Genomic DNA, 17,824 nt, shown 5'->3' on the forward strand with positions numbered 1-17,824 from the left:
ACCCCGGTCTGGCCTGGGAGCCTCGAGCGGACTGGATGGTCAATCCGATGCCGCTTCCTCCTCGCTGCGGTTGAGTGGTTGATACCGCGGCACCCACCATTCGACCTTCAGGCGCTCGAGGCCGTGGAAATGGTAGCTGTCGCGATAGGCTGGCTCATAGGCCAGCCGCAGTGTCGGCAGGCGGTCGAACAGCACCTTGAGCGCCACCTGCAACTCGAGCCGGGCGAGCGGCGCGCCGATGCAGAAATGGATGCCCGCACCGAACGAGACGTTCTTCTGGTCCGGCCGGCTGGGCAGGAAGCGACGTGGTGCGTCGAACGCGGCCGGATCGTTGTTGGCCGCGCCGAGCAGGAGGCCGATCTGTTGCCCCGGCTCGATGATCGCTTCCGGCGTCAGTTCGACGCGTTCGTACGCGTAGCGCGTGAACATGTGCAGCGGCGGGTCGATGCGCAGGCATTCCTCGACCGTCGCCACCGTCGCCTCCGGCGTCTCGAAGAAGCGCCTGGGATCGCCGCCTTCGGTGAGGATCGTCCGCACCGCATTGCCGATCTGGTGCACCGTCGCCTCGTGCCCCGCGTTGAGCAGCAGCACCGCCGACGAGACGAGTTCGGCGTCCGAAAGGCGGTCGCCGCCGTCGCGCGCGGCGACCAGAAGGCCGAGCAGGTCGTCGACCATGCCGTTGCGCCGCCGTTCCACCTCGCCGCGGATGAAGGACGCGAAATCGCGCGCGGCGGCATTGGCTGCAAGTTCCGTCGCCCGGGTGGGCGCGTGCATGTACATCGCCACCATCCGGTTAGACCATTCCACCAGTTGCCCTGCCATGTCGGTGGATACGCCGAGCATTTCCGCGATAACAATGCTGGGTAAGGGCGTCGCGAAGGCAGGCAGTAGGTCGATCTCCGCCTCGTCCTCGAACCTGTCTATCAACTGGTTGGCGAGCTGTTCGATGCGCGGCCTCAGCCGCTCGACCTGGCGCGAGACGAAAGCGCGATTGACCAGCGTCCTTAGCCGCGTATGGACCGGCGGCTCCAACTCAAGCATCGAGCCGGCTTCGAGCGCGTCGAAGTCGGCAAGGTGAGTGCGGTCCGCATCGGCAGTCACCGACGCCATGTAGCCGCCGGGACGCTCACGTCCGAACCGCTTGTCGCGCAGAGCGCGATTCACCTCGTCATACCCGGCCAGGCACCAGAACCCGTATTCCTCCCAGAAGAACACCGGGGCGGTGCCCTGCAGGAAGGCATAGGCGGCATAGGGATCCTGCATGAACCGGCTGTCGTGCGGATCGATGTGCACTCGCCGGGACGCGGGAATGGGGTGGAGATAGGGCGGGCAGCTCATAGGGATGTTGTAACCCGCCTTGTAAAGGGCGGGCCAGCCCGTATTGTCCTGCGGTTAGAGCGAGTGCGAAGGGGGGAAGCGGATGGAGGTCGTTGTCGTCGGCGCCGGCATCGCTGGCCTCTCCACTGCATGGTCGCTCGCTAAGCGCGGGCATCGGGTCACGCTCTTGGAGCAGGGACCGATCCCCAATCCGCTTGCCGCTTCCGGGGACCATCATCGCATCATCCGGCGGGCTTATCCGCCCGGCAGCGGCTACGGCCGTGCGATCACGGAAGCCTACGCGGCCTGGGACGAGATGTGGGCGGATCTCGGCCAGCGCCACTACGATCCGCGCGGTTTTGTCTGCGTCTCGCGCGAGCCGGGCGACGAAGCGGAGGACTATCTCGAGGGATTGAAGGATGGCGGCTTTCCATTCGAATTGATGACGGCGCAGGAGGCCTCCACGCGATGGCCGTTCTTCGATCCGGAGACGATCCGCTATGCCTACTTTTCCGAGGAGGGCGGCGCGCTGCATTGTCGGCGCATCGCGCTCGGCCTCGTCGAATGGCTGCGCGCCAATGATGTGGACGTGCGCGAAAACGCGAAAGTGGCCTCGGTCGACGTCGAGGCCGGCCGCGTGATCCTCACCGGCGGCGAGGCGGTTACAGCCGATCAGATCGTGGTCACGGCCGGCGCCTGGGTGACGAAGCTGTTTCCTGATCTCGCTTGGACGCTTTCGACGCACCGCACCGCGCTTGCCTATCTGGAGCCACCGTCAGACCTGAAAGAGGCTTGGGAGAAGGCGCCAGTGATCCTCGATGTCGGCGGAAAGGTCGACGGTTACATCATCCCGCCCTCGGGCGGCGGCGGACTCAAGTTCGGCACCGGTTTGCACAAGCGGGCCAGCCCGGACGCCGATTCTGACCGCGTCCCTCGCCCGGAGGAGGGAGCCGAGATCCTGTCGCATTTCTCGCCGCCCATCGCACGGCTGGACGAATACAGGGTGCTTGAGGTCGTCACCTGCGCCTACACCTTCACCGCCGACGAACGCTTCTTCGCAACCCGCAAGGGCAGGGCGCTGGTCGTCTCGGCCTGCTCTGGTCATGGCTACAAGTTCGGCGCAGCGGTCGGCCGCCGCGTCGCCGATGCGGTCGAGGACGGGGACATCGACAGGCTCGTGCGCTGGCTGCGGGCGGAAACGGCGTAAACCATGCCTGCGCTTTCGGGCAGGATGGGGCCGCGCACCCTTGCGCTGGATCAGGCGCCGGACATATCTAGGGCAAACCACCCGCCGCGATTCCGCCGCAACGGCGCCGAATTCGCTCTCGCAAAGGGACAGTCGATGAGAGATCCGGTCGAAACCTACATGAACCTCGTTCCGATGGTCGTCGAGCAGACCAATCGTGGCGAGCGGGCTTACGACATCTTCTCGCGGCTGTTGAAGGAACGCATCATCTTCATCACCGGTCCGGTCGAGGACGGCATGGCGACGCTGGTCTGCGCGCAGCTCCTCTTCCTCGAGGCCGAGAACCCGAAGAAGGAAATCAACCTCTACATCAACTCGCCGGGCGGTGTGGTGACCTCGGGCATGGCGATCTACGACACCATGCAGTTCATCAAGCCTGCCGTGTCGACGCTGTGCATCGGCCAGGCGGCCTCGATGGGCTCGCTGCTGCTGTGCGCCGGCCACAAGGACATGCGCTTCGCGACGCCGAATGCGCGCATTATGGTGCATCAGCCCTCCGGCGGCTTCTCCGGCCAGGCTTCGGACATCGAGCGGCACGCGCAGGACATCATCAAGCTGAAGCGCCGCCTGAACGAAGTCTACGTCAAGCACACCGGCAAGGACTACGACATGATCGAGCGGACGCTCGACCGCGACCACTTCATGACGGCTGACGAGGCGAAAGATTTCGGCTTGATCGACCGCGTTATCTCCTCTCGCGAGGCGGTGGATGCGGCCCCCTCCGCATGATGTGATTGGATGTGCGGCAGGCAGAAGACGGATTTTCACGAAGCTGCGTCAATTCTGTCACATTTTGCTGTTCCCACCTTCGACGCGAAGCCCTACGTTAATGTTCTGTAGAGTTTCGACGCCTTAGCCTTGGCATGGGGAGCTGCGAATCGTTGCCGCATTTTCTGATTTGTGTTTCGTTCGGAAATGTCGTGAATCGCGCCGACCCGCTGTGGAGAACGGCGATGCCAGACGCGATGGCAAGCCGTTTCAGATCGGCGATCGCGGATACGCGGCAGTGAAAGGACTTGGACGATGAGCAAGGTCAGCAACAGCGGCGATTCGAAGAACACGCTCTACTGCTCCTTCTGCGGGAAGAGCCAGCATGAGGTCCGCAAACTGATCGCCGGACCGACCGTCTTCATCTGCGATGAATGCGTCGAACTGTGCATGGACATCATCCGCGAGGAGAACAAGACCTCGACGCTGAAGTCGCGCGAGGGTGTGCCGACCCCACAGGAGATCCTCAAGGTCCTCGACGATTATGTCATCGGCCAGCCTTACGCCAAGCGCGTGCTGTCGGTGGCGGTTCACAACCACTATAAGCGCCTGGCGCACGCTTCGAAGTCGAACGACGTCGAGCTGGCCAAGTCGAATATCCTGCTGATCGGCCCGACCGGCTGCGGCAAGACGCTGCTCGCCCAAACGCTTGCCCGTATCATCGACGTGCCGTTCACGATGGCCGATGCCACGACGCTCACCGAGGCCGGCTATGTCGGTGAGGACGTCGAGAACATCATCCTCAAGCTGCTCCAGGCCGCCGACTACAATGTCGAGCGCGCCCAGCGCGGCATCGTCTACATCGACGAGATCGATAAGATCAGCCGCAAGTCTGACAACCCATCGATCACCCGCGACGTGTCGGGCGAGGGCGTGCAGCAGGCGCTGCTCAAGATCATGGAGGGCACGGTCGCCTCCGTGCCGCCGCAGGGCGGCCGCAAGCACCCGCAGCAGGAGTTCCTGCAGGTCGACACGGCCAATATCCTGTTCATCTGCGGCGGCGCCTTCGCGGGGCTCGACCGCATCATCTCGGATCGTGGCCGCAAGACCTCGATTGGCTTCGGCGCGCTCGTCGCCTCGCCGGAGGATCGCCGCACCGGCGAGCTCTTCCGCATGGTCGAGCCCGAGGATCTGCTGAAGTTCGGTCTCATCCCCGAATTCGTCGGTCGTCTGCCGGTGTTGGCTACGCTCGAGGACCTCGATGAGCCGGCGCTGATCCAGATTCTGACCGAGCCGAAGAACGCGCTGGTGAAGCAGTATCAGCGCCTGTTCGAGATGGAAAACGTCGATCTCACTTTCCATGAGAGCGCGCTGACTGCCATCGCCAAGCGCGCCATCGAGCGCAAGACCGGTGCGCGCGGCCTGCGTTCTATCATGGAGGCGATTCTGCTCGATACGATGTTCGAGCTGCCGGCGCTCGACGGTGTCCAGGAGGTCGTGATCTCCGACGAGGTCGTAAACGGCAATGCGAGGCCGCTCTACATCTACTCCGAGAAGGAGCAGAAGAGCGCTAGCGCGTGATCGCCCCGTTCCTCGAACTCTCGCTGACGGCGCCTGCGGGCGCCGTTTCCGTTTGCCGGGGTGGGGCGACCTGCCCGGATGGCTGGTTGGGCTCCGGGACGGGCCGGCCACTTGATATTGCACTGCGATGCATCCACTTAAGCCGGGTAAGGACGCTCGTCCGGTTCCGTGCTGAAAATCCCTTGTGAGATACAAAGGTAGGCGGATCGGTCAGCGGCCGCTAATATGAGATTCGTGGTTGGCTGAAGGCGGCCGCGAAAGAAAGGCAAGAACCATGGCAAGGCAATCCAGCTCTTCGGGAAGCGGCGTGTTCGCGGTCCTTCCGCTGCGCGACATCGTGGTCTTCCCACACATGATCGTGCCCCTCTTCGTGGGCCGCGAGAAGTCGATCCGCGCGCTGGAAGAGGTCATGGGCTCCGACAAGCAGATCCTGCTTGCCACGCAGATGAATGCTGCCGACGACGATCCGGAACCCGACGCGATCTATGATGTCGGCACGCTCGCCAACGTGCTCCAGCTCCTCAAGCTGCCCGATGGCACCGTCAAGGTGCTGGTCGAAGGCGTCTCGCGCGCCAAGGTGATCGCATTCACCGATCGCGAAGACTACCACGAGGCCCGCGCCGAGGTTTTGAACGAACCGGCCGAGGAAGAGGTCGAGATCGAGGCGCTGGCGCGTTCCGTCGTCTCCGACTTCGAGAACTATGTGAAGCTGAATAAGAAGATCTCGCCCGAGGTCATCGCCGCGGTCGGCCAGATCGAGGACTACTCCAAGCTCGCCGATACGATCGCTTCGCATCTTGCGATCAAGATTCCCGAGAAGCAGGAGATGCTTTCGACGCTGTCCGTGAAGGAGCGGCTCGAAAAGGCCATGGGCCATATGGAGTCCGAAATCTCCGTCCTGCAGGTGGAGAAGCGCATCCGTTCGCGCGTCAAGCGCCAGATGGAGAAGACCCAGCGCGAATACTACCTCAACGAGCAGATGAAGGCGATCCAGAAGGAGCTCGGCGAGGGCGAGGACGGCCGCGACGAGGCGACCGAGATCGAGGAGCGCATCAAGAAGACCAAGCTCTCGAAGGAGGCCCGCGAGAAGGCGGAGGCCGAGCTGAAGAAGCTCAGGTCCATGTCGCCGATGTCGGCGGAGGCCACCGTCGTGCGCAACTATCTCGACTGGCTGCTGTCGATCCCGTGGGGCAAGCGGACGAAGGTCAAGTACGACCTCGACCTGGCCCAGAACGTGCTCGACACCGATCACTTTGGCCTCGACAAGGTCAAGGACCGCATCGTCGAATATCTTGCGGTGCAGAGCCGCCAGAACAAGATGAAGGGCCCGATCCTGTGCCTCGTCGGACCTCCCGGCGTCGGCAAGACCTCGCTCGCCAAGTCGATCGCCAAGGCGACCGGCCGTGAGTATGTCCGCATGGCGCTCGGCGGCGTGCGCGACGAGGCTGAGATCCGCGGTCACCGCCGCACCTACATCGGTTCGATGCCCGGCAAGGTCATCCAGTCGATGAAGAAGGCAAAGAAGTCCAACCCGCTCTTCCTGCTCGACGAGATCGACAAGATGGGCATGGACTTCCGTGGCGACCCTTCATCGGCCTTGCTGGAGGTTCTCGATCCGGAGCAGAACTCGACGTTCATGGACCACTATCTCGAGGTCGAATACGACCTGTCGAGCGTGATGTTCGTGACGACGGCGAATACGCTGAACATCCCGCCGGCCCTGATGGACCGTATGGAGATCATCCGCATCGCCGGCTACACCGAGGACGAGAAGGTCGAGATCGCCAAGCGGCACCTGCTGCCGAAGGCGATCCGGGATCACGCGCTGCAGCCGAACGAGTTCTCGGTCTCCGAGGACGCGATCCGGGCGATCATCCAGACCTACACCCGCGAGGCCGGCGTGCGCTCGCTCGAGCGGGAGCTGATGAAGCTCGGCCGCAAGGCGGTGACGGAGATCTTGCGCAAGAAGACCGAAAAGGTCGAGGTCACGGCCGCGAACATCGCCGATTATCTCGGCGTGCCGCGCTTCCGGTACGGCCAGGCCGAGGCCGACGATCAGGTCGGCGTGGTGACGGGTCTTGCCTGGACCGAGGTTGGCGGTGAACTGCTCACGATCGAAGGCGTCATGATGCCCGGCAAGGGCCGCATGACGGTGACCGGCAACCTGAAGGACGTGATGAAGGAATCGATCTCGGCGGCGGCGTCCTACGTCCGCTCGCGGGCGCTCGATTTCGGCTTGGAGCCGCCGCTGTTCGACAAGCGCGACATCCACGTGCACGTTCCCGAGGGCGCGACACCGAAGGACGGGCCGTCCGCCGGCATCGCAATGGTGACCGCGATCGTCTCGGTGCTGACCGGCATTCCGGTCAAGGCCGATGTGGCGATGACTGGCGAGGTCACGCTGCGCGGGCGCGTCCTGCCGATCGGCGGTCTCAAGGAGAAGCTGCTTGCTGCCCTAAGGGGCGGCATTAAGAAGGTGCTGATCCCCGAGGAGAACGCCAAGGACTTGGCCGACATCCCGGACAACGTGAAGAGCGGGATGGAGATCATCCCGGTCAGCCGGGTGGGTGAGGTTCTGCGCCATGCGCTCGTGCGCATGCCCGAGCCGATCGAATGGACCGAGCCGGTGGAGACCACCGTCAAGGCGCCAATCGCCGAGGACGTGGGCGGCATCGGCGTGGCCCACTAGGCTCTCTGTCGGCAGTCTCATGCAGTATGAATGGGCCGGAACCAGTTTCCGGCCCATTTCGTTATGGGGAAGTCGAAAAAACGCTGGAAAACCGGCGCAGTTCTCGGTTTCGCCTCACTTTCCTTGTTGGTCGAGACCGTTCAAAAAACTAATGTGCCGCTTCGCCGGATGAGTCGTTAGTTCCGGTCTTCACGAGGAAGGGATACTTCATGAACAAGAATGAGTTGGTCGCCGCCGTCGCCGAACAGGCGAAGGTTTCGAAGGCGGACGCCGCCACCGCCGTCGATGCGGTGTTCGACGTGATCACCCGCGAGCTCAAGTCGGGCGGCGATGTGCGTCTCGTCGGTTTCGGCAATTTCGCCGTGACCAAGCGCGAGGCGTCCACGGGCCGTAACATCCGCACGGGCGAACCGGTGCAGATCGCGGCGCGCAACGTACCGAAGTTCACGGCCGGCAAGGGCCTCAAGGACGCCGTCAACTGAGACGGCCGGTTCTCTGAAGGATCGATCAAAGCCGGGCTTGCCCGGCTTTTTTCTTGTTTCCCGTTCCTTCGGAGCCACGTTGTCGCATTGACCGGTCGAGAATGTTCCCTATTTGTTCTTGTCATGGCACGGCTGATCGACACACTTGGTAGAGCGGCCCGGCACAACATGATCGTCCGGGTAGAGTGCGTTTGCGGCAACATCCGCTACTACCGAGCAATGGATCTCGCGACGGTTGCCGGCGCCGGTTGCGACCCGCGCGATTTGCCCTTTCGCTGCACCCGCTGCCGACCACGCCCGCCGACGGTAACCGTTCTCGAGCTCGATCGCGACCGCATGCCGCGGATCGACGTCTGGGAGCCGCATAAGACCGACGGCAAGATCAGGTGGATGCCGACCCGGCTGAGATAGGTAAGGACGGAGAAATGGTGGGCGATGTAGGGATTGAACCTACGACCCCACCCGTGTGAAGGGTGTGCTCTCCCGCTGAGCTAATCGCCCGCCGCGGGACGAGGTCCCGGACTGGCGGCGATATAGTTCGGCTGCAGGCCGTTCGTCAACACCGGAATGCAACGCTGGCTCCGTGGATCATCCGCCTGTGGACGAGATCAGCCGCTTGGCGAGGTCGACGGTCAGCTCGTCGAAATGCGAAATCACCACGCTCGGCTCGAATTCGCGCACGTGACGATCCGTGTAGCCGAAGTCGACAGCCACGACCGGTATACCCGCCGCTTTGGCGGTGTCGATGTCGGTGCGGGAATCGCCGACCATGAGGGCACGATCCCGGTCCGCGCCCGCGAGCCGGATCGTCTCGATGAGGTGACGTGGGTCGGGCTTGCGGAAGGCGAACGTATCCTGACCGCAGATCGCCCCGAAATAGCCGGCCACGCCGGTGCCCGCCAGCAAACGTCGTGAAAGTGCTTCGGTCTTGTTGGTGCACACTGCCAGCAGGAACCCGGCAGCAACGAAGCGGTCCAGCGCCTCGACCGCTCCCGGATAGGGTTTCGACCGGCCGGGCATGCTGGCGCCGTAGTGCTCAAGGAACAGCGCGAACAGGCGGTCGTGCTCGTCGATCGGCAGTGTGCGCCGGTGCGCCTGGTAGGCTCGCTCGATCATCACGCGCGCCCCGAGGCCTGCATTGTTACGGTGGACGGCCGGATCGACGACCGGAACGCCGGCCGAGGTCAGCGCGTGGTTGAGGCTGTCGACGAGGTCCGGCGCGGTGTCGACGAGGGTGCCGTCGAGATCGAAAACGATGATGGGCTGGCTCATGCGGCGGGGATAGACGTAGCCGCGACCATGCGCAATATGCGGCAAAGCTTGCGCCTGCCGCGAGACGTGCTAGAGCGGCCGCGGATGGCCGTCGGAGGGCAGATGGACGCGAAAGCGATGAAGATCGAGGCGGCGAGAGCTGCGCTCGAACATGTGACGTCCGGCATGAGGCTTGGCATAGGCACGGGCTCGACCGCGGAGGAGTTTGTCCGCCTGCTCGCCGTCAAGGTCGCGGAAGGCATGAAGATCATCGGCGTTCCCACCTCGGAGCGCACGGCAGCCTTGTGCGTGCAGTTGGGCGTGCCGCTCTCTACGCTCGAGGAGACGCCGGAACTCGACCTTACGATCGATGGCGCCGATGAGGTCGACGCAGATTTGTCGCTTATCAAGGGAGGCGGCGGAGCATTGTTGCGCGAGAAGATCGTCGCTTCCGCCTCGGCGAAGATGATCGTCATCGCCGACGAATCGAAGATCGTCGACACGCTCGGCCGCTTTCCTCTGCCGATCGAGGTGAATCGTTTCGGTCTGAAGGCGACCGAGACCGCCGTGCGGAAGGCTGCTGCATCGCTGGGCCTGTCCGGCCCGCTGACATTGCGGATGACGGGCGGCGAACCATTTGTTACAGATGGCGGCCATTTGATCCTCGATGCATCTTTTGGCCGCATTCCGGACGCAAGAGCGCTGTCCGATGCATTGCACGCCATCCCCGGCGTGGTCGAGCATGGTCTATTTCTGGGTCTAGCGGACCTGGCCGTCATAGCGGGTTCCACCGGAATCCGGACGCTTGTTCCCGCCCGCTGAACAGGGAGTCTGAGGTAATCATGGTGCCATTCAATCGTTCCCGCCGCGTCGTTGCCGCGCTGGCCACCGTGGCGCTTCTGGCAGGAGCCTCCTTCGCATCCGCGCAGGAGATCTCGGAGGCTCACCTCAAGGCCGCACGCGCCGCGGTCACTTCGATCAAGGCGACGGATTCGATGGATTCGATCCTGCCGCAGGCCAATCAGATGCTGAAGATCGAGCTGATCCAGAAGAATCCGAATCTGGAAGAGGACATCGTCCGCATCGTCGATGAGGAGACGCTGGCAATCGCACCGCGTCGCGGCGATCTGGAAAAGGAAGTGGCGACTGCCTTCGCCAAGGCCTTTACCGAACAGGAACTCACGGAGATTGCGGCGTTCCACAATTCGCCGACCGGCAAGAAATTCCTGTCCGACAGCCCGATCGTCGGCCGTGAAGTGAGCAAGGCTGTCGACATCTGGCAGCTCGGCATCGCACGCGACCTGTCGCAGGCCGTCGCCAAGAAGCTGGCAGAGGTTGCCCCGGCCGCGCAGCCGCCGGCGCCGGTCGAGGCTCCGCCGGCCAACGGCCAGGCACCCGCGTCGCCGACCCTGACGCCGCCGGCCCAGTAAGAGCCGCATCATCCGCTTTCGTGAAAGGCCCGGGCATCGCCCGGGCTTTTCTTTTGGCGCCGCAGGGACTACCTGCGACGGGGCACAGAAGGCGGAATGAGGCGTTCCATGGCAGCTTACGACTACGATCTCTTCGTCATCGGCGGAGGCTCGGGCGGCGTCCGCGCCGCGCGTGTGACGGCAGGCCTAGGCAAGCGCGTCGGCGTCGCGGAGGAATATAGGTTCGGCGGCACCTGCGTGATCAGGGGTTGCGTGCCGAAGAAGCTGTTTGTCTATGCCTCGCAGTATCCCGAACATTTCGAGGATGCGGTCGGCTATGGCTGGAGCGTCGGCGAGACGTCGTTCAACTGGCCGACGCTGATCGCGAACAAGGACCGCGAGATCGCGCGGCTGGAGGCCATCTACAAGGGCGGTATCGATCGCGCCGGCGGCGACACGTTCCAGAGCCGGGCCACGCTGGTCGACGCGCATACGGTGCGTATCGAAGCGGAGAACCGCACGGTGACGGCCGAGCATATCCTGATCGCCACTGGCGGGCGGCCCAATCCGCATGCCGCTCTGCCGGGGCACGAGCATTGCATCCTGTCAGATGATGCGTTCCATCTTGCCGAGCTGCCCAAGTCGATCGTCATCGCGGGTGGCGGCTACATCGCCGTCGAATTCGCCAACATCTTTCACGGGCTCGGCGTCGAGACGACGCTGGTCTATCGCGGCAAGGAGATCCTTGGCCGCTTCGATCACGATCTGCGCCACATGCTGCACGAGACGATGGAAGGGAAGGGCATTCGCATTCTCTGCCAGACGGTGTTCGAGAAGATCGAGAAGCGGGACGACGGCAAGCTCGTGGCCCATCTCAACGAAGGCGAGCCGATCGTCGCCGACCAGGTGATGCTGGCGCTGGGCCGCATGCCGAACACCGAAAACCTAGGTCTCGAATCGGCGGGCGTCGAGCTCGGCAAGATGGGTGAGATCGTCGTCGACGACTATTCGCGCACGACCGTCCCCAACATCTATGCCGTGGGCGACGTCACCAACCGCGTCCAACTCACGCCGGTCGCGATCCATGAGGCGATGTGCTTCGTGGATACGGTGTTCAAGGGCAAGCCGACCCGGCCGGACCTTGAATCAGTTGCGACAGCGGTCTTCTCGCAGCCAGAGATAGGCACGGTGGGCCTGTCGGAAGAGGACGCGGCGAAGGAATATGACGAGATCGAGATTTATCGCGCCGTCTTCCGGCCGATGCGCAACATCCTGCCGGGCCGGCAGGAGAAGATGCTGACCAAGCTCGTGGTAGACGCAAAGAGCCGCGTCGTGCTGGGTGCACATATCCTCGGTCCGGATGCTGGCGAGATGGCGCAACTGCTCGGTATCGTCATCAAGGGCAGGCTCACCAAGGACGTGGTCGACGCGACCATGGCGGTGCACCCGACCGCCGCCGAGGAACTGGTGACGATGTACCAGCCGACCTACCGCCTGAAGGGTGGCGAGCGCGTCGGCTGACAATCCCTAGGCCGGCTTGCCGATCCGGGCGGGCCGGCCTTCCAGCAGCCATCCGATCAGGTCTGGCCAAAGCGTCCCGGCGAAACGCGAGCGGAAATAGCCGAGATGCCCGATCGGCTGGCCGGCTTCTTCCGGCGAAATCCAGCGCTGCTCGATCGAGGCGCTCGCATAGTGGCGCATCAGCGCCGCCACGGCCCGCCGCGTTCCCCAGACATCATCTTCCATGCCGAGCGCTAGGATCGGTGTGCGCACGTTCCCGAAGCGCGCAGCCTCGACCAAGGTAGGATCGTCGAAGAAATAGTTTGGCTTCGAGCACCAGCGCGCCCAGTCGCGAAACACGGTTCCCGGGATCGGCTCGCCGATGCCGAGCCATTTTGGCGTATGGCCGAAGGCCAGCGACACCGGCACACCGACGCCAAGCATGCGCCATTTGGCGGTGCGATCATCGAGCCCGCCGAAATAACCTGACATAGTCGCGACCATCCCATAGCGCTGGAAGCGTCCCGAGATGCCGCACAGGCCCAGCGCCTGGCCGCCATAGGATTGGCCGACGCCGACCATCGCATGGCCGGGGGCCAGCCTGTCCAGCGCCGCTGCGGCGGCAGGCAGGTCGAGCAAGGCCCAGTCCTTCATGCCGATCCGCTTCTTCCATCCGGGTGGAGCGTTGGAGCCACCCGTGCCGCGATAGTCGTAGGTCAACGCGGCACGAGCGCCTGCCGATACGGCGGCCGAGGCGAAGCCGGCATAGAGGCCGCGCGGCACGGCGGTCGCCGAGGAGATCAGCACGAAAGGTCCGTTGCCGGTGCCCTCGAAAAGGGTTCCGGCCAGCGAGAAGCCGTCAGCTGCACCGAAGCGGATGTCCAACTTCGAGACCGAGTGAGGCTCGGCAGGAGGCGGGCTGTGAGCGGTCATGGTCTCCTCCTCGAAAACAGGACGAGCCTACCATTGACGTTAACGTCAAAGTCAAGAAGATTGCTTCGCCTTGAACAAACTGCCTATTCAGCAGGGATGCTGATTGCATCGAGGCGTCGGCGGCGCCGACGCTTCTCGGGGAAGGGGATCGTAACTTCCGCCAGGAGAGAACCGAACGGGCGCTTGGAGGCGACGCCGCCCGCCACCGTCAGGATCGAATCGTAGAAGCTCTCGCCCGAGAGCGCACGCGGCGGCACCGCCTCGTGCATCACACTTATGACGGTCACCTCCGGGCAATGGTCCTTGATTGCCTGGTGGAAGGCGATCTTGGCCGGACCGTCGAGTGCCGCGGTCGCCTCGTCGAGGAAGAGCAGGCCGGGCTTGTGCAGCAGGATACGCGCCACGAACAGCTTCTGCCGCTGGCCGCCCGACAGGACCGTGTCCCACGGCTGGCCGTCGCGCGCCTCCTCCTCGATATGGGCGATGAGATGCCCGAGCCCCGCATCGTGCAGGGCGGCGGCGACCTGCAGGTCGTGGAACGCGTCGGGCGCATCTGGCAGGCAGACGAGGCGCTTCAGCGTGATCGGCGGCAACCTGATGTCCTGCGAGGCATAGAACGTGCGCACCCCGGCCGGCAGCGCGATGCTGCCCGCCCCGTACGGCCACAGTCCGTTGATCGCCTTGATCAGCGAGGTCTTGCCGCAGCCCGACTCCCCGGACACGAAGGTCCATTCGCCGCGACGGAAATTGAGGAAGGGCGCCGACAGGAACGCCTTGGCGTCGGCGCCCTGATGCATCAGTTCCAGATTGGCGATGGTCAGTCCGAACTCGCTGTCCTGCGTGGTGCGCACGAATTCGCTGCGGCCGGTGCGGCGATAGTAGTCGACGGGAGCCTGCACGTTCTCGATCGCTTCAACCAGTTCGGTGAGACGCCGCGAATTGGCCTTCAGCGTCGCAATGGCCGGCATCACCTGGATGAACCATGAGCACTGCTGGATCATCGAATTGATAAGTTCAGCGCCCGTCACGTAGTTCTTCAGGCTCACCTGCTGGTTCATGTAGGGCAGCAGTCCCGGACCGTAGGCGACGATGCGCGCGGCAATGAAGTTGTAGATCAGCTCGAACGACATGTAGCCGGCATGCACGCGGTTGAGGCTGCCCCAGGTGCCGTCGATGTCCTTGTAGATACGCTTGTGAATGTCATTCTGGACGCCTTCCCCGCCCGCTGCGGCGACGTGGAAGCTTCGGCGCAGCAATGTGTTGAGCGCGCCGCGATAGCTGCCTTCGGCCTGGCTCATGCGGATCGTAAGGCGCTCGAGCAGCCCGCCGAGCTTGAGCGCGATCCATGTATTGACCGGTACGTAGACGAGCACAGCGGCGAAGGCGAGGGCGGCGCTGCCATATTCGCCGAGGAATTCGAGGCCCGTCACAGACGTGGAGGTCTCCAGCAGCTTCTGTCCGACGAAGAAGACCGACATGATGACGCCGACGATGCCCATCGCCAGGCCGATCGCGCCGCCGGTCATGCCCTTGATCGCCTCCTGCACGCGCTGGTCGACATTGTCCAGCGCCGCACCCGCGTCGCCGTTCTGGAGGTGATAATGGGTATGGTTGGCGTCGAGCAGAGCGTCGTTGAAGCGCCGATCGAGCCAGGCACGCCACTTGCGGTGAAGTGTGGTGGAGAACAGGTGCCTGATACCGGTGAAGCCGGCATCCTTCAGGATCACGATCAGCACGAGCGTGCCTGCCGCGACCAGCAGCGAGCGCAGCGGCGTGAGATTGTCCTCACTGTGGAAGAAGGCGATGGAATTGATAAGTTCGCCGGAGGCTTCGGCCATCCAGACGCTGGCCTTGCTGGCCAAAGCCGTGAGGGCCGCGATGACCATCGTCAGCGCCCAGGCTTCTTTCCACGATTCCGAGAACCAGTAGGCGCGCATGAGGCCCCAGAAGCCGCTCATGCCTGAAACGGGTGTCTTGGTCGCGGTTGCCTCACGCCTAGTGAGGAGCGACCGCAGCGAATCTGGCACCCATCGTGGCCCGAAGACCCGATTCACAACATCCCCACCCTTGTCCGCCCCAGAGGTGATTTGCTTTTTCTTTTGAGGCTAACACGCTTCGCCGATTGTCATAGTGAAATGTTCCCGCAAGGTTTACGCAGGCGGGAGAAGGTGGCGGATCGGCCACACTGACCTTGCGACAGGATGGCGGGGCGAATCGCTCTGGAAGTAAACCCTTGCTTACTGTATAGGACCGCCTTTCCCGGAAAGGCGGGAGTCTTGGCGCGGGTAGTGATCCCGCAGCGTGATTGGGTGCTAACATGGCGAAATGGTCTCCGAATTCCTGGCGCGGCAAGCCGATCCAGCAGGTTCCGGCCTATCCGGACCTCGCGGCTCTCGAAGCGGTGGAAAAGAACCTCGCCAGCTATCCGCCGCTCGTTTTTGCAGGTGAGGCGCGCAAGCTGAAGAAGCAGCTCGGCCAGGTCGCGGAAGGCCAGGCCTTCCTGCTTCAGGGCGGCGATTGCGCCGAGAGCTTCGCCGAGCACGGTGCCGACAACATCCGCGACTTCTTCCGCGTCTTCCTGCAGATGTCGGTGGTGCTCACCTTCGCCGGCTCGCAGCCGGTGGTGAAGGTCGGCCGTATCGCCGGCCAGTTCGCCAAGCCGCGTTCGTCCGATGTCGAGAAAAAGGGCGACGTGGTGCTGCCGAGCTATCGCGGCGACATCATCAACGGCATCGAGTTCGACGAGAAATCCCGCATTCCGGATCCTGCGCGCCAGGAGATGGCCTACCGCCAGTCCGCCGCGACGCTGAACCTGTTGCGCGCCTTCGCGCAGGGCGGCTACGCCTCGCTCGAGAACGTGCACCGCTGGATGTTGGGCTTCGTCTCCGACAGCCCGCAGTCGGAAAAGTATGAGGCGCTCGCCAACCGCATCACCGAGACGATGGACTTCATGCGCGCGGTGGGAATCACTTCCGAGACCAACTACGCGCTGCGCGAGACCGACTTCTACACCAGCCACGAGGCGCTGCTGCTCGGCTATGAGGAGGCGCTGACCCGCGTCGATTCGACCTCGGGCGACTGGTACGCGACCTCCGGCCACATGATCTGGATCGGCGATCGCACGCGCCAGCCTGACCATGCCCACATCGAATACTGCCGCGGCATCAAGAATCCGCTCGGCCTGAAGTGCGGCCCTTCGCTCACGCCCGACGGGCTGATCCAGCTCATCGACCTGCTCAACCCTGAGAACGAGCCGGGCCGCCTGACGTTGATCGCCCGTTTCGGCTACGACAAGGTAGGCGAGCACCTGCCGAAGCTCATCCGTGCCGTGGAGAAGGAAGGCCGCAAGGTTATCTGGTCCTGCGACCCGATGCACGGCAACACGATCACGGCCGCAGGCTACAAGACCCGGCCGTTCGACCGCATCTTGAAAGAAGTGCAGACCTTCTTCGACGTGCACCACGCCGAAGGCACGCACCCGGGCGGCATCCATGTCGAGATGACCGGCAAGAACGTTACCGAATGCACCGGCGGAGCGCGCGCTGTCCGCGACGAGGATCTCCAGGACCGCTACCACACCCATTGCGACCCGCGCCTCAACGCGGATCAGGCTGTGGAACTCGCTTTCCTGGTCAGTGAACTGCTCAAGAAGGGCAAGCAGGCGCCGGCCAAGAAGGCTGTGAACGGCTGATCCGTTCGGTTTCGACACGTCGACGGGCGCCTTCGGGCGCCCGTTGTCGTTTCAGATCCCGTCGCGTGGCGCGAAGACTGCGATCGCCTTTGGCAGGACCTTGAAATGCGCCGGCGTCGAGGTGACGATCTCGCCGTCGGCGTTCACCGCCATCTCCTCGTCCGTCTCGATGTCGAATTCGATGCAGCGGGCGGTGCGCACCTCGCTCCAGGCGCCATGGGTGCCGGCCCGGAACGAGCGCAGCATCAAGGCCAGTTTCCAGACGTTCTTCATTTCGAGGCTGTAGAGGTCCAAGTGCCCATCGTCGATCGAGGCCGAGGCCTCGACGATGTTGCCGCCGCCGTAGTGGCGACCGTTGCCTATGGCGATCTGGTAGGTGGAAGCGTCGATCTGCAATCCCTTCTCGGTGATCCGTGCCTTGAATCTGTTTGCCTTCGACAGCACCTTCGCCGCCGCCAACGCGTAGCCGAAGCGGCCGAACCGCCGCTTGAGGCCCGGATCGAGGCTGCGGGCAAGTTCGGTGGAAAGTCCGATGCTGGCAACGTTGAAGAAGGCGTGGCCGTTCACCGTCCCGACGTCGATGCTGCGCGTTTTGCCGGCCACAATCACATCCGCAGCCCTGCCGAGGTCGGCCGAAATGCCCAGCGTGCGGGCGAGGTCGTTGGCGGTGCCCATCGGGATGATGCCGAGCGGCAGCCCGCTCTCGATCGCCGCCATGGCGGCCGAAGACACCGATCCATCGCCGCCGCATACGATCACCAGATCCGCCGTATCGCGCAGCCGCACGATGTCGCGGGAAATCTCGGGTAGGGCGCCGAAGGGCTCGATAGTCACCGCGACGCCGCCGACCTCCAGGCGCTCGACCAGCGGCGTCATCGCCTCGCCACCGCGTCGCGCCTTTGGGTTCACGAGCAGCAGTCCGCGTCGTTTTTCTGGAGACATGATGGATCCGGATTGTCTTCGCCACGCAGATAGGACGCTGGACAGGCGATTGCGACGCGCGCCGCACCCTCGATC

15 protein-coding genes and 1 tRNA gene are annotated in these 17,824 nt (G+C 63.8%); 10 read left to right on the top strand and 6 right to left on the bottom strand.

From position 1 onward, the window contains the following. Positions 1-39: 39 nt before the first annotated feature. Positions 40-1,338, bottom strand: a complete 1,299-nt coding sequence (locus B9Z03_RS15245) for a cytochrome P450 (protein ID WP_085464988.1) — start codon at positions 1,336-1,338, stop codon at positions 40-42. Positions 1,339-1,420: 82 nt separating this feature from the next. On the opposite strand from B9Z03_RS15245, the gene B9Z03_RS15250 reads away from it, so the two are divergent. From B9Z03_RS15250 to B9Z03_RS15275, 6 genes are all read left to right on the top strand, one after another. After that, entirely contained in the window at positions 1,421-2,524 is a 1,104-nt protein-coding gene (locus tag B9Z03_RS15250) for an NAD(P)/FAD-dependent oxidoreductase (protein ID WP_085464989.1), read from the top strand. A gap of 135 nt (positions 2,525-2,659) precedes the next feature. Next, on the top strand, positions 2,660-3,292 hold the full coding sequence (locus B9Z03_RS15255; RefSeq protein WP_085467680.1) for an ATP-dependent Clp protease proteolytic subunit: 633 nt from the start codon (positions 2,660-2,662) through the stop codon (positions 3,290-3,292). Positions 3,293-3,586: 294 nt separating this feature from the next. Next, positions 3,587-4,852, top strand: a complete 1,266-nt coding sequence (gene clpX / locus B9Z03_RS15260; protein ID WP_085464990.1) for an ATP-dependent Clp protease ATP-binding subunit ClpX — start codon at positions 3,587-3,589, stop codon at positions 4,850-4,852. A gap of 274 nt (positions 4,853-5,126) precedes the next feature. Beyond that, positions 5,127-7,541 (top strand): endopeptidase La, encoded by a 2,415-nt coding sequence (gene lon / locus B9Z03_RS15265; RefSeq protein WP_085464991.1) that lies wholly within the window; start codon positions 5,127-5,129, stop codon positions 7,539-7,541. A gap of 209 nt (positions 7,542-7,750) precedes the next feature. Then, positions 7,751-8,023: an HU family DNA-binding protein gene (locus B9Z03_RS15270; RefSeq protein WP_085464992.1), complete on the top strand. Its 273-nt coding sequence runs from the start codon at positions 7,751-7,753 to the stop codon at positions 8,021-8,023. A gap of 123 nt (positions 8,024-8,146) precedes the next feature. Further along, on the top strand, positions 8,147-8,434 hold the full coding sequence (locus B9Z03_RS15275) for a hypothetical protein (RefSeq protein ID WP_085464993.1): 288 nt from the start codon (positions 8,147-8,149) through the stop codon (positions 8,432-8,434). 15 nt (positions 8,435-8,449) lie between these two features. On the opposite strand, the gene B9Z03_RS15280 is transcribed toward B9Z03_RS15275, so the two are convergent. Both B9Z03_RS15280 and B9Z03_RS15285 read right to left on the bottom strand, forming a co-directional pair. Continuing rightward, positions 8,450-8,524: transfer RNA gene (locus tag B9Z03_RS15280), tRNA-Val, on the bottom strand. Positions 8,525-8,611: 87 nt separating this feature from the next. After that, on the bottom strand, positions 8,612-9,295 hold the full coding sequence (locus tag B9Z03_RS15285; RefSeq protein ID WP_085467681.1) for an HAD family hydrolase: 684 nt from the start codon (positions 9,293-9,295) through the stop codon (positions 8,612-8,614). Positions 9,296-9,397: 102 nt separating this feature from the next. Between B9Z03_RS15285 and rpiA the strand changes: the two genes are divergently transcribed. The 3 genes from rpiA to gor all read left to right on the top strand — a co-directional run bounded on the left by rpiA (position 9,398) and on the right by gor (position 12,204). Further along, positions 9,398-10,096 (top strand): ribose-5-phosphate isomerase RpiA, encoded by a 699-nt coding sequence (gene rpiA / locus B9Z03_RS15290; protein ID WP_085464994.1) that lies wholly within the window; start codon positions 9,398-9,400, stop codon positions 10,094-10,096. Positions 10,097-10,116: 20 nt separating this feature from the next. Continuing rightward, positions 10,117-10,704, top strand: a complete 588-nt coding sequence (locus B9Z03_RS15295) for a DUF2059 domain-containing protein (protein WP_085464995.1) — start codon at positions 10,117-10,119, stop codon at positions 10,702-10,704. Positions 10,705-10,812: 108 nt separating this feature from the next. Continuing rightward, positions 10,813-12,204, top strand: a complete 1,392-nt coding sequence (gor, locus tag B9Z03_RS15300) for a glutathione-disulfide reductase (protein ID WP_085464996.1) — start codon at positions 10,813-10,815, stop codon at positions 12,202-12,204. Between the two features lie 6 nt (positions 12,205-12,210). Here the strand turns inward: gor and B9Z03_RS15305 are convergent, their stop codons facing one another. Together B9Z03_RS15305 and B9Z03_RS15310 are read right to left on the bottom strand one after the other, a co-directional pair. Next, the gene (locus tag B9Z03_RS15305; protein WP_085464997.1) at positions 12,211-13,116 is read right to left on the bottom strand and encodes an alpha/beta hydrolase family protein; all 906 of its coding nucleotides are present in this window, start codon (positions 13,114-13,116) and stop codon (positions 12,211-12,213) included. An 83-nt stretch (positions 13,117-13,199) separates the two neighbouring features. Continuing rightward, on the bottom strand, positions 13,200-15,074 hold the full coding sequence (locus B9Z03_RS15310) for an ABC transporter ATP-binding protein/permease (RefSeq protein WP_085464998.1): 1,875 nt from the start codon (positions 15,072-15,074) through the stop codon (positions 13,200-13,202). 359 nt (positions 15,075-15,433) lie between these two features. On the opposite strand from B9Z03_RS15310, the gene B9Z03_RS15315 reads away from it, so the two are divergent. Continuing rightward, entirely contained in the window at positions 15,434-16,807 is a 1,374-nt protein-coding gene (locus B9Z03_RS15315; protein ID WP_085464999.1) for a class II 3-deoxy-7-phosphoheptulonate synthase, read from the top strand. A 51-nt stretch (positions 16,808-16,858) separates the two neighbouring features. On the opposite strand, the gene B9Z03_RS15320 is transcribed toward B9Z03_RS15315, so the two are convergent. Beyond that, entirely contained in the window at positions 16,859-17,749 is an 891-nt protein-coding gene (locus B9Z03_RS15320; RefSeq protein ID WP_085465000.1) for a lipid kinase, read from the bottom strand. Positions 17,750-17,824: the final 75 nt, after the last annotated feature.

It is taken from the genome of Mesorhizobium australicum (genome assembly GCF_900177325.1).
In the GTDB taxonomy this organism is placed as follows: Bacteria; Pseudomonadota; Alphaproteobacteria; order Rhizobiales; family Rhizobiaceae; genus Mesorhizobium_A; species Mesorhizobium_A australicum_A.

Bases quoted from the DNA above. Each gene is read 5' to 3' on its own strand.
- B9Z03_RS15245 (WP_085464988.1), bottom strand. From the start codon at position 1,338: ATGAGCTGCCCGCCCTATCTCCACCCCATTCCCGCGTCCCGGCGAGTG.
- B9Z03_RS15250 (WP_085464989.1), top strand. From the start codon at position 1,421: ATGGAGGTCGTTGTCGTCGGCGCCGGCATCGCTGGCCTCTCCACTGCA.
- B9Z03_RS15255 (WP_085467680.1), top strand. From the start codon at position 2,660: ATGAGAGATCCGGTCGAAACCTACATGAACCTCGTTCCGATGGTCGTC.
- clpX (WP_085464990.1), top strand. From the start codon at position 3,587: ATGAGCAAGGTCAGCAACAGCGGCGATTCGAAGAACACGCTCTACTGC.
- lon (WP_085464991.1), top strand. From the start codon at position 5,127: ATGGCAAGGCAATCCAGCTCTTCGGGAAGCGGCGTGTTCGCGGTCCTT.
- B9Z03_RS15270 (WP_085464992.1), top strand. From the start codon at position 7,751: ATGAACAAGAATGAGTTGGTCGCCGCCGTCGCCGAACAGGCGAAGGTT.
- B9Z03_RS15275 (WP_085464993.1), top strand. From the start codon at position 8,147: ATGGCACGGCTGATCGACACACTTGGTAGAGCGGCCCGGCACAACATG.
- B9Z03_RS15285 (WP_085467681.1), bottom strand. From the start codon at position 9,295: ATGAGCCAGCCCATCATCGTTTTCGATCTCGACGGCACCCTCGTCGAC.
- rpiA (WP_085464994.1), top strand. From the start codon at position 9,398: ATGGACGCGAAAGCGATGAAGATCGAGGCGGCGAGAGCTGCGCTCGAA.
- B9Z03_RS15295 (WP_085464995.1), top strand. From the start codon at position 10,117: ATGGTGCCATTCAATCGTTCCCGCCGCGTCGTTGCCGCGCTGGCCACC.
- gor (WP_085464996.1), top strand. From the start codon at position 10,813: ATGGCAGCTTACGACTACGATCTCTTCGTCATCGGCGGAGGCTCGGGC.
- B9Z03_RS15305 (WP_085464997.1), bottom strand. From the start codon at position 13,116: ATGACCGCTCACAGCCCGCCTCCTGCCGAGCCTCACTCGGTCTCGAAG.
- B9Z03_RS15310 (WP_085464998.1), bottom strand. From the start codon at position 15,074: ATGAGCGGCTTCTGGGGCCTCATGCGCGCCTACTGGTTCTCGGAATCG.
- B9Z03_RS15315 (WP_085464999.1), top strand. From the start codon at position 15,434: ATGGCGAAATGGTCTCCGAATTCCTGGCGCGGCAAGCCGATCCAGCAG.
- B9Z03_RS15320 (WP_085465000.1), bottom strand. From the start codon at position 17,749: ATGTCTCCAGAAAAACGACGCGGACTGCTGCTCGTGAACCCAAAGGCG.